The sequence below is a fragment of the Pedobacter suwonensis genome (assembly GCF_007833675.1).
Taxonomy (GTDB): Bacteria; Bacteroidota; Bacteroidia; order Sphingobacteriales; family Sphingobacteriaceae; genus Pedobacter; species Pedobacter suwonensis.
On sequence record NZ_CP031708.1, the window covers coordinates 3,056,435 to 3,067,701 of the forward strand.

Genomic DNA, 11,267 nt, shown 5'->3' on the forward strand with positions numbered 1-11,267 from the left:
AGCTTTTATTCCTTTGCCAGCGGAATCTCTACACCAACAGGCCCACTCGGCTCGCTTTCATTCTTTAACCGATCCAATGCCGTTACGAGATAACTGTAGCGTTTTCCACTTTCTACACTCGTATCAATAAATGAAAGATAATCTTCAAAGCTTATTTTAACAATGTTCTTCGGGTCGAGTATCGAGATTTTCTCTCCTTCATCAAATCTGTAAATCACAAATCCCGAAGCTGTTTCTCCATCCTTTGCCTTCAATGGAAGCTGCCATTTTAAATGTACGCCATCTCTCAATGCATCGGCAGTTAAGGCCTGAGGTTCGTTTGGCGGAACTTCATCCAGCCATGGCATTTGCGGCGGCAAAGCAGGGTATTTATAAAAGTCGTTCTTTAACGAATCCCCAACAGCCTTAGCAACTGTACTTAAGGATTTTGAACTGAAAAATACGCTGCCCTGAATGCGGTTATTCTCTCTCAGATATCTAATCTGCCTCGGTATTTCGCTCAGGTTTCTCCATGCGGCTTCTGCCCTTGAGTTTACCAGGTAAGCGCCCTGCCCGATATAAACATGTCTGCCAAAAGTATTATTGCTCCACCAGTCAACCAAAACGCCATAAGGCGCCACTCTTCTGGTGAACGTAAAGTAAATCTGAGGATTAATGTAATCCACCCAACCTTCTCTCACCCATTTACGGCTATCGGCAAAAAGTTCAGCATAGTTAGATAGCCCGCTGGTGGCAGAGCCTTCGGGATCCTCATTTTTATTTTTCCAGATACCAAACGGACTGATCCCGAATTTTACCCATTTTTTATAGTTGTGGATACTATCATCAAGTTGTTTAATAAGCAGATCGACATTATTGCGCCTCCAATCTTTTATGTCTGAGAAATTATTAGGGTATTTGTTAAAAGTATTGCTATCATTAATGGTTTGCCCTTCTAATTTATATGGATAAAAGTAATCGTCGAAGTGAATACCATCAATGTCATAGCCTTTTACCACATCTAAAATTACCTGTACGATATATTCCCTCACTTCCGGAATACCCGGATCGAACTGCTTCTTACCACCATAGGTAAAAAACCAGTCGGGGTGTTTACGATAAGCATGGTTTTCGCTTAACACGGCCGAGCTACTCATACTGGCTCTGTAAGGGTTAAACCAGGCATGCAGCTCCATTCCCCTGAAATGGGCTTCTTTGATAGCAAAAGCCAGCGGATCGTAACCAGGTGCCGGCGCCAGGCCCTGCCTACCCATTAACCATTGGCTCCAGGGCTCTCTGGATTTAGCGTAAAATGCATCGGCTGCGGGTCTGACCTGCAATATAATGGCATTCATTCCCTGGCTTTTATGTCTTTCTAAAATACCAATCAACTCCTGCTTCTGCTGATCAATGGTCAACCCAGGCCTCGACGGCCAGTCTATATTGGTAACAGTAGCCACCCAAACACCTCTAAATTCCCTTTTTGGTGCAATTTTTGATGAAGGTTGTGCATTTAATATATATGGTACTATAGTTAAGGATAAAAGTGCGTATAGGAAGTTTTTAAGCATTATTTCTTATCTTATTTTTTCAGGTTGTGTGTTTGTGTAGATTTGTATACAAATCGAACATTAGCAAGTAAACGATTTTTTTTAAAAACTCTTATAACTTTATTAAAAATTTTAATTTGCGCCTTGATAAAATTAATTGTGTACCCCCATTTACCTATGGAGAACAAAAGTATATTAATTTATAGAAGATACAGTGTTATTAAATGGAACCACAAAAGATTAATAAGGGTGATAGAAACAAAATTTACTTCCTTGTCATCGTTATTGCCGCTCTAATTGGCACAAATGCTTACTTGTTTTTTAAAGACCGAAAGCAAAGTGAAAGATTTGTTACCGTTAGTGCAGAAAAAGATAAACTCCGGCTTGAAGTAGAAAAGATTGAGGTTGAACTTGATAAGGTTAATGCTTTGAATCTTGATTTGAACGAAAAACTCATTGAGGAGCAGAAGCTTGCGCGAACAAAAATAGAAGAGTTAAAGAAAGCTTTAGAAAAGAACCAGATTACGCAGGCCGAAATCGACAGGGCAAATGCAAAGATTAATGAACTGAAAACATTTGTAAAAAACTACAACGATCAGATTATTCAGCTACAGAAAGATAATATCTTCCTAAAAAACAGCCGAGATAGCTTACAAAATACGCTCAGAAACATCAGTATCAAGGCTGCGAACTTAGAGAGCGAAAACTCCAATTTAAATGCAAAAGTTAAAACGGCCGCAGCATTAAAGTTACAATGGGCCGAAATTATTGCTTTCAGAACAAAATCAAGCGGCAAAAAAGTTGAGGTTACCAAATCGTCTACTGCCCAAAAGTTAAGCGTACGTTTTAACATTGTACCTAATCAGTTGGCAGAAAAAGGACATCATAACATTTATCTTCGGGTATTTGATCCGGCAGGAAACCTGCTTGCCAACGAGGAAAACCATTTTGAGGCTGACGGACAGGATATGCAGTTCAGCCATTCTATCTTTATCAATTACAATAATGACGATAGCACCTACGTTATCGATTGGACAAATCCTAAGCCATTTATAAAGGGCATATATACCGTTATTTTATATGCTGATGGCAATACCATGGGCAAAGCGCAAGTGGAGCTGAAATAACATATCCACCATCAGATTAATCCATCTACCTTATTTTAACTTAAATCAAAGGAAAGTTCAGATAGAATGTTGTTCCTAAACCGTTTATTGAGGTAAACTTAACTGAACCGCCAGCATTTTCTACAGCCTGCTTAACAAAAGCCAAGCCTAAGCCTGTACCCGATGTCTTAGTAGTGAAATTCGGCACAAATATTTTATCTTGCAGTGAAGGTGGTATGCCTTTCCCATTGTCCTTTATTTCTATATATGCATTTTTCATATCGGCATATATAATGATGGTAATGCAGCATAACGATTCTTCGTCAATAGCTTCTATCGCATTTTTAAGCAGGTTGTTAAATGTTCTTAGCAGCTGATCATGGTCTGCCAGGATCATGATATCCTTTTCGCTCTTGTTCTGCACGTCGATAGTTACATTTTCAGTACTTTTAAATACTTCTCTTGCCTGTTCGATAATTGGAAGTAAAGAAAGTCGTTCCAGATTGGTATCGGGCATTTTGGCGAAATTAGAAAACTCAGAAGCAATTTTAGAGAGGCTGTCAATCTGTTCTATAAATGATTTGCTGAACTTATTAAACTTTTGTTCGAAATTTGGATCTTTCTCTCTCCATGATTTTTCCAACAACTGAACACCTAACTTTAACGGGGTTAGCGGATTCTTGATTTCATGAGCCACTTGTTTGGCCATCTCACGCCACGCACTCTCCCGTTCTGATCTGGCCAGTTTGATTGCACTTTCTTCCAAAGCAGCAATCATATGGTTATACTCCTTAATTAAAGAACCAATTTCATCATGCCTCCGCCATACTATGGGCTCGTTCTTCTGCCCTATTTTGGTCTTACTGATACTATCCTGAATGAAGGTTAAAGGATTGGTAATCTGATTAGCTAAAAATACAGCCAATACGCCAATAGCTACAAATACCAGCGCGTACAGATTAATCAGGTTACTTACGAAAAGTGCCAGTTTATCGCTATACTCCTCTTCGTTAGAATAGTTTGGCAAACCGATATAAGCAATCGTTTTGTTCTGGGCATTCCTGATGGGGGCATAGGCGGCAGCGTAAATTAAGCTTCCAATGTTCTCCTTAGGGTTAATATATTCTGAACGGTGCAGACCACTTAATGAAAAGAACGCTTTTGGCCCCATTTTTTTACCAATAATTTTATAATTATACAGCTTGGGATAAGTGGTCATGATCAGGTTTCCGCTCAGATCGTACAAGTTTAAATCAGCATTGTTGATATCGGCAAAATTATTAAAATCTGCTGCGGCATTCTCATCGTTTGCAATAATACCATTGCTGAACACCTGCTTTTCAAAATTCTGCTGAACTTTTCTTATCTTATCTTTTAATATCGTGTCTTGCTGTCCGCGATATTCATTGTTCATATAGTAGTAGGTTCCCCAACCCACAATAACCAGTGTGGCCACTACAGCAAATACAATAGATACCTGGATTCTGGTTTTATACAAAATCTTATTGGCATTAATCATTAAAGACCTGTTGATGCTAAACCAGCCTACTTTATCATCATCGAGATTTTTGATTAACCATATTAAACCATAGAGCACCAGGGAGAAAATGATAAATATCAAAAAGAAAAATGATAGGGCGGCCAAACGTTCTACATAATCTACTTTCTCTTTACTAATCACAACCATTTTGCTTTCAGTAGGCTTATAGATCAAATGGCTGTAATGCTGTTTATCATCATTATTAATGATGAAATCGTCCTTTTTGCCTTTAAATATGCTTCCATCTAAAGGATAAGTATAGTTGCCAGACTGGTTCAGCAATTTATTATTGCTGTATAAAGCAATAGAATAACCTTTAAAATCCTCGTCTTTCATCATTTTCTGATCTCCGAGAAGATCGGGCAGCCGGTTATTATAATTATATGGTTTGGACCTGAGTTCGATAACCAGTGTACCCAGTAAACTGCCATTGTTTACCACTGAGATGATTCCAAAATAATCCTGATAACCAAATGTATTGTTTACCTGATAAAAAAAGTTAGATCCATCTATTTTAACTGAACCAGCCTCCACTAGCTTTTTATACTTATCGATCGGAGGTGTATCAGCATTTTCGATTGCAGCACCCAGTTTATTATAGGGATAGATCTGATAGTCGTAGCGGCTTAAATAGCCATCTAAATAATCTTTAATGTGATTTTTGAGCACAGCATAATTACCTTCCCTATTTTGACTAAAGTAGCTCGTCAGAAAGCTATCTTTAACAATTTCATTGCCTAAAGTACCTAAAGCAACAATAGCATTCGGATCTTCAGAAGATTGCACTTTTCTGGCCAGAGGTTCACGTAAACTTCTTTCTTTAATGTCTTTATACTTGGTATACTTAATAGATGTATTGAAAGCGAGGCAGAAAAACACAATGGCAAACATGCCGATTGAAAAGTTCTTCTCTTTTAAATAAACAGCCCTCGCCACAATAAATAATACAAGAGCAAAAACGATAAAAAATGCATTGAAACCTACCACTAACTTGTAGATAAAAACGCCAGTAAAGCCGAACAGGAAGATAATTACGCGCATCCTATTGCTTACGTTTAACTGGCTGCTTACTGTTGCTGAGATAGCGGTGATCAGGTAAATCTGGAACCATGCCAAACATAAAATTACAATACCTACCCAGCTTGTTCCGCTAAGCTTAAGAATATTAACGATATCAAAATTAATTTTCGAGTTAAATATCAATCCAAAAAAGATATCATCTGTATCCCAAACAATCCGCCCTATCAACACCATTAACACAGCCTGGATAATAATTCCTATTGTTTTACTCCGCTTTATCCATTCCGGAAACTTGTATTGTTCCTTATGGTTATACATAAAAAGGAGTAGCCAGGTGAGCGCGATAACGTTTAAGAGAAAATCGCCTAGCGAAGGCATCAGAAAATTATCTGCATATATCCTCGGATCAAACAGATCTAAGGTAAACCGGTGGTTAAACCAGCCATAATACAGATCTGTTAACCGAAAAGCCAGAAAGAAAAACAACAGCAAAAACGTACCCCAAACAATATGTCCACGCCTGGCAATGAATGAACTTAAAGAATTGAAGAACATGCAGATGCACAACATGCCCGCAACAAACAACCACAATTGTGTACCTGAATAATGGGTTTCAGCATAACCAGGTTTTACTTTTAATCCGAATAAAAACTTATTTTCCAGATTTTTGATAACATAAACATCCTTATCTGTAAAAGAGGCAAAAGTTAGTATTTTTGTTTTGGACAAAATAGGGTCAATATCACTCTTAAAATACTTGGTTTCTTTAAAAGGATATTGTGATTGAATGGAAATCAGGAAAACAAGACTGAAATTGCCCTGCGTACTTTTAATGACCTCATACCAGCCATTATAAAAAAACAGTACCGAACTGCCTTCCTTTAAAGTCGACGGGTCTATTTCAGAAACTTTATAAGTACTCCAGAACTTGAGCTGGTTATTTTCAAAGGTCAATAAATTTATTCCATTACTCTCGCGATAGGTTGTAATGAAATCAATGGCATCTTTAGGGTTCAGATGAAACTGTTTGGCTTTAGCCACTTCCTGCTTATTGGCCAAAAATGTTTGTACGGCTTTTTCTTTAAGCAAAAGGTTTTGCTGGATTTCCGCTCCATCGTGTTCTAACAGTTCACTTTTGGTGGTAAACCTGCTTAGCGAAATAGAGGTTGCAATAAGGCAACAGCCCAAAACAAGCAATAGAAATCTTATTTTTATACCAAAGCTCATTTTCATCTACGGATAAAGATATTAAATATTGATAAAAAGCAACGCCATAAACTTCTCGTTTATGGCGTTGGCACTTTTCATTCTATTTGAATAAATTAAGCTAAAACAGCACTGCTTGTCTGTACTTCGCGGCTTACTTTTTTAACCAATCCCTGCAATACATTGCCCGGACCAACCTCTACAAATTCAGTTGCGCCATCTGCAAGCATGTTGCCTACTGTTTGTGTCCAACGCACAGCACCGGTTAATTGTTTAATTAAATTGGCTTTTATTTCAGCGGGGTCTGTATATGGCCTGGCATCAACATTCTGATAAACCGGGCAGATTGGAGATGCGATGTTAGTGGCTTCAATAGCAGCCTGTAATTCAATTTTTGCCGGTTCCATTAAAGGGGAGTGAAATGCACCACCAACATTCAATTTCAATGCTCTTTTTGCTCCTGCTTCCGTTAATTTGGCACAAGCCAGATCAATACCTTCAATACTTCCTGAAATAACCAATTGGCCAGGGCAGTTATAATTTGCTGGCACCACCACGGCATCAATTTCTGCGCAGATTTTTTCAACCACTTCATCAGCTAAACCCAAAATTGCTGCCATGGTTGATGGTTGTGCCTCACATGCTTTTTGCATGGCATTTGCGCGGGCAATAACCAATTTTAATCCATCTTCAAAGCTCAATGCATTTGCAGCAACCAAAGCCGAAAATTCGCCTAGCGAGTGCCCCGCAACCATATCTGGTTTAAAATCATCGCCTAAAACCTTGGCTAAAATAACCGAATGCAAAAAAATTGCCGGTTGGGTTACATTTGTTTGTTTAAGTTCTTCATCTGTTCCGCTAAACATAATGTCGCTAATGCGGAAACCAATAATTTCGTTGGCCTGTTCAAATAATGCTGCAGCTTTTGGGTTTTCATAAAGATCTTTACCCATACCTACAAACTGTGCTCCCTGTCCGGGAAAAATATATGCTTTCATTATAATTAGTTTGGTGTATCGCGTTTGGCGGCTAGCGTTATTATTTATACCTTACTTGATACTTATTCCTTTTTACCTGATACAATTAATCTAAACTCGCGGTAATTAACCTCAAAAACTCGGCTCTTGTTTTATCGTTACTTAAAAAGGTGCCCGTAAAGGCCGATGTTGTGGTGACCGAATTTTGCTTTTGCACTCCACGCATAGACATGCATAAGTGCCTGCACTCCATCACTACCGCCACACCCATCGGGCTAAGGGTATTCTGGATACAATCTCTGATTTCGTTTGTTAAGCGTTCCTGTACCTGTAAACGACGTGCAAAAGCATCAACCACACGAGGAATTTTACTTAAACCCACAATATGCCCGTTAGGGATATAAGCAATATGTGCTTTGCCAAAAAATGGCAGCATGTGGTGTTCGCACATCGAATAAACCTCAATATCCTTAACCACCACCATTTGGCTGTAATCCTCTTCAAACATGGCTGACCTTAGGATTTCATCTGGCTTTAAATCGTAGCCATGTGTTAAATACTGCAATGCTTTAGCCACACGCTCAGGTGTTTTTAGTAAACCTTCGCGCTCCGGGTTTTCGCCCAACTGGCTAAGAATATCTTTATAATGTGAGGCTACCGCTTCAATTTTATTTTCGTTATAGCGGTCTATTTTTACATAGCCGTCTCTCGATTCGCCTTTTAATATGTCTTTACTGCTCATTAATTTAGGTTTTTAACCAAAGTATTCAACAAAATTATTTTCGGTTTCATAGATTTTTACGCAATGCAGAATTGCGCCGCTAGCTTCGATCGGACCCCAAAGCTGTTTCCAGATTTCGATGGCCAGATTTTCGGTCGAAGCCAGTTTGCCTTTCATAAAATCCACATCAAGATTTAAATTTTTATGATCAACCTTGTCTACCACATAGTCATTCATTACGTCTTTCAGCCATTTTAAATCAACCAGAAAACCTGTTTCCGGATTTACTTCGCCCTTAACGGTAACATATAACCAGTAGTTATGGCCATGCCAGTTCGGGTTGGCGCATTTACCAAAAACTTCATTGTTTCTATCATCATCCCAATCGGTACGCGCCAATTTGTGCGCCGCATTAAATGATGCTTTTCTCGTTATGTAAATCATTACTATAAAATAAAATACAAATATACGGATAAAATGGATGATGTTTGGCGGATAATGGATGATGTAAATATGTCTTGCCCTAATTCATCCCAGATCTGTTCACATTCCATCGTACATGTTTACATTTTACATTTTTTATCACAGGTTATACCGGTCCTGTTTTCCTCATCCACCTTACATTCCACTTATTTCGTTAACTTTACTTAATGAAAACCTTAGTTGTTGCGGCTACAAAAGCTGAACTTACCTTCTTATACCAGCACTTTAATTTACCCGACACTGATTTTGTTGAAAGTAAAAATTTTGACCTGCTGATTACCGGAGTTGGAATGGTAGCAACAGCCTTTGCCCTGGGAAGATACCTTTCATCTAAATATAGCCTGGTGGTTAATTTAGGCATCGCCGGCAGTTTCGACCGTAATATCGCCTTAGGTACCGTACTAAATATTACTGAAGATACTTTTGCTGAATTGGGTGCGGAGAATGAAGATGAATTTCTGACCATCGTAGATTTAGGTTTTGGGGAGAACCACTACACTTCAACAACAATAGAAAACATTAACCTGCCCACTGTTAGTGGCATTACCGTAAACTGTGTAACGGGCAGTGAGAAAAGCATCAAAAATTTGATAGACCGGTTAAATCCAACTACTGAAAGCATGGAAGGCGCCGCTGTTTTTTATGCCTGTAAACAACTAAATATTAAAAGTTTGCAGATCAGAAGCATCTCTAATTATGTAGAACCGAGAAATAAAGACAATTGGAAAATTGGTTTGGCCATTAAGAACTTAAACGACTGGGCCATCTCGTTTATTGGAGAAATGAACTGATTATGACCAATTAGTTTACCGCAGTACTTAATTTTGGTTTATGAACCAAACACAATTGAAATAATTATTTTAATTGTAAAAGGCTCCATCTAACAACTGAAAACAAAAAAATAAATAGATGAAACTTACACTTGGATTTTCTCCCTGCCCTAACGATACATTTATTTTCGATGCGCTCATTCACCATAAAATTGATACGGAAGGATTAACATTTGAGGTTTACTATGATGATGTTGAAACCCTAAACCAAAAGGCACTTAGGGGCGAATTAGATATTACCAAGTTAAGTTTCCATGCATTTGCCTACGTAGCTAATCAGTACGCTTTATTAGATGCCGGCAGCGCCCTGGGCTTCGGTGTCGGCCCCTTATTGATCAGCAAAAAACAGTTTGAAGATCCAGATGACCCTCAACTCCAAACGCCAAACAATAAACTCAAAATCGGGATACCCGGAAAATATACTACCGCCAATTTCTTATTGGGAATTGCCTATCCACACTTGCAAAACAAACAAGAACTTGTGTTTTCAGAAATTGAATCAGCCTTGATTAATGAGCAGATTGATTTAGGCCTGATCATCCACGAAAACAGGTTTACCTATCAGGACAAGGGTTTGACCAGGATTGTTGATCTGGGTGATTATTGGGAAAAACTTACCGGTTGCGCTATTCCATTAGGGGGAATTGTGATTAACCGCAATTTAGACCGCGAGGTACAGCTAAAAGTTAACCGTCTGATCCGCCAATCCGTTGAGTTTGCTTTTGCCCATCCAAAATCAGGCATCGATTTTATCCGCCAGCATGCGCAGGCCATGGAAGAAAGCGTGATGTACAAACACATCGAACTGTATGTAAATAAATACAGCATCAACCTTGGCGAAGAAGGCCGTAAAGCAGTTGATACCTTGTTTAAACTGGCACAGGAACGCGGCATCATTCCGGTTATTCAGGAGAACCTGTATATTTAAGAGGAGTAAAAAGTTGTAAGGTTTAATGTTTGGAAAGTTGATTTTGGCGCCAGGAACATGTTAACTTTACAACATTCCGACACTTAACACTGATCTAACTCACCAGCAACTTATAACCTTTTCCGTGTACGTTAATAATTTCAACCGAAGGATCGGCCTTGAGATACTTACGCAGTTTACTTAAAAATACATCCATGCTTCTTCCGTTAAAGTAGTTGTCATCGTGCCAAATGCTTAACAGGGCTTCCTCACGGGTTAAAACGGTATTCTTTTTTAAACACAATAGCCGTAAAAGCTCAGCCTCTTTGGTAGATAGTTTTTGCTGATGATCATTATCGGTGATAATCTGAGTGGTATAATCGAAATGATACCGACCGATAGAAAACTGCGTTTCAGCAACCTCATCATTGTTATCTGTTTTATTTGCTATCCGCTTAAACATCGCGTTAATGCGCAATAAAAGCTCCTCAATCCGAAAAGGCTTGGTAATGTAATCATCTCCACCTAAATCATAAGCAGCAGATTTATCTTCTAACATGGTTTTTGCCGTTGCAAAAATAATAGGCACCTGTGTGTTTACCTTTCTAATATCTTTACCCAAGGTAAAGCCATCTTTTTTAGGCATCATCACGTCCAGAATGCATAAGTCAAAACTCTGCTTATTAAATGCTTTTAATCCATCTTCCCCATCAGTACAAAGCACCACATCAAACTTACCTTTCAGCTGCAGATAGTCTTGTAACAATAAACCTAAATTTGGGTCGTCTTCTACCAGAAGTATTTTTTTCATTTTCTTGTGTTTATTACATAAATGGCTTTAAAGCCAAATTAGTATTCGATTAAGGATATGTGATCGTTTTACCATCATGAACAGATCAATACGCCACTATATAGCCTCCTTCATTTTTGCTGTACCGATAAACTTGA

At 38.5% G+C, this 11,267-nt stretch carries 9 protein-coding genes; 3 read left to right on the forward strand and 6 right to left on the reverse strand.

Annotated elements, in window-relative coordinates; genetic code table 11:
- Positions 1–5: 5 nt before the first annotated feature.
- The gene (locus DV942_RS12455) at positions 6–1,550 is read right to left on the reverse strand and encodes a glycoside hydrolase family 10 protein (RefSeq protein ID WP_145857927.1); all 1,545 of its coding nucleotides are present in this window, start codon (positions 1,548–1,550) and stop codon (positions 6–8) included.
- A 203-nt stretch (positions 1,551–1,753) separates the two neighbouring features.
- Here DV942_RS12455 and DV942_RS12460 point away from each other — a divergent pair, with 203 nt between their 5' ends.
- Entirely contained in the window at positions 1,754–2,656 is a 903-nt protein-coding gene (locus tag DV942_RS12460; RefSeq protein WP_145857929.1) for a hypothetical protein, read from the forward strand.
- A 40-nt stretch (positions 2,657–2,696) separates the two neighbouring features.
- Here DV942_RS12460 and DV942_RS12465 read toward each other — a convergent pair whose 3' ends face one another.
- From DV942_RS12465 to DV942_RS12480, 4 genes are all read right to left on the reverse strand, one after another.
- Complete coding sequence (locus tag DV942_RS12465; protein ID WP_145857931.1) at positions 2,697–6,428, reverse strand: sensor histidine kinase; 3,732 nt, start codon at positions 6,426–6,428, stop codon at positions 2,697–2,699.
- An 89-nt stretch (positions 6,429–6,517) separates the two neighbouring features.
- The gene (fabD, locus tag DV942_RS12470; protein ID WP_186462300.1) at positions 6,518–7,399 is read right to left on the reverse strand and encodes an ACP S-malonyltransferase; all 882 of its coding nucleotides are present in this window, start codon (positions 7,397–7,399) and stop codon (positions 6,518–6,520) included.
- A gap of 85 nt (positions 7,400–7,484) precedes the next feature.
- The gene (folE, locus tag DV942_RS12475; RefSeq protein WP_090983580.1) at positions 7,485–8,120 is read right to left on the reverse strand and encodes a GTP cyclohydrolase I FolE; all 636 of its coding nucleotides are present in this window, start codon (positions 8,118–8,120) and stop codon (positions 7,485–7,487) included.
- Between the two features lie 12 nt (positions 8,121–8,132).
- On the reverse strand, positions 8,133–8,543 hold the full coding sequence (locus DV942_RS12480) for a 6-pyruvoyl trahydropterin synthase family protein (RefSeq protein WP_090983578.1): 411 nt from the start codon (positions 8,541–8,543) through the stop codon (positions 8,133–8,135).
- 206 nt (positions 8,544–8,749) lie between these two features.
- On the opposite strand from DV942_RS12480, the gene mqnB reads away from it, so the two are divergent.
- Positions 8,750–9,373 (forward strand): futalosine hydrolase, encoded by a 624-nt coding sequence (gene mqnB, locus DV942_RS12485; protein WP_145857934.1) that lies wholly within the window; start codon positions 8,750–8,752, stop codon positions 9,371–9,373.
- A gap of 118 nt (positions 9,374–9,491) precedes the next feature.
- Entirely contained in the window at positions 9,492–10,340 is an 849-nt protein-coding gene (locus tag DV942_RS12490) for a menaquinone biosynthesis family protein (protein WP_145857936.1), read from the forward strand.
- A gap of 94 nt (positions 10,341–10,434) precedes the next feature.
- Here the strand turns inward: DV942_RS12490 and DV942_RS12495 are convergent, their stop codons facing one another.
- Positions 10,435–11,130, reverse strand: a complete 696-nt coding sequence (locus DV942_RS12495) for a response regulator transcription factor (protein ID WP_090983571.1) — start codon at positions 11,128–11,130, stop codon at positions 10,435–10,437.
- Positions 11,131–11,267 lie beyond the last annotated feature (137 nt).

Excerpts from the sequence above, each read along its gene's own strand:
- DV942_RS12455 (WP_145857927.1), bottom strand. The coding sequence starts at position 1,550 with ATGCTTAAAAACTTCCTATACGCACTTTTATCCTTAACTATAGTACCA.
- DV942_RS12460 (WP_145857929.1), top strand. The coding sequence starts at position 1,754 with ATGGAACCACAAAAGATTAATAAGGGTGATAGAAACAAAATTTACTTC.
- DV942_RS12465 (WP_145857931.1), bottom strand. The coding sequence starts at position 6,428 with ATGAAAATGAGCTTTGGTATAAAAATAAGATTTCTATTGCTTGTTTTG.
- fabD (WP_186462300.1), bottom strand. The coding sequence starts at position 7,399 with ATGAAAGCATATATTTTTCCCGGACAGGGAGCACAGTTTGTAGGTATG.
- folE (WP_090983580.1), bottom strand. The coding sequence starts at position 8,120 with ATGAGCAGTAAAGACATATTAAAAGGCGAATCGAGAGACGGCTATGTA.
- DV942_RS12480 (WP_090983578.1), bottom strand. The coding sequence starts at position 8,543 with ATGATTTACATAACGAGAAAAGCATCATTTAATGCGGCGCACAAATTG.
- mqnB (WP_145857934.1), top strand. The coding sequence starts at position 8,750 with ATGAAAACCTTAGTTGTTGCGGCTACAAAAGCTGAACTTACCTTCTTA.
- DV942_RS12490 (WP_145857936.1), top strand. The coding sequence starts at position 9,492 with ATGAAACTTACACTTGGATTTTCTCCCTGCCCTAACGATACATTTATT.
- DV942_RS12495 (WP_090983571.1), bottom strand. The coding sequence starts at position 11,130 with ATGAAAAAAATACTTCTGGTAGAAGACGACCCAAATTTAGGTTTATTG.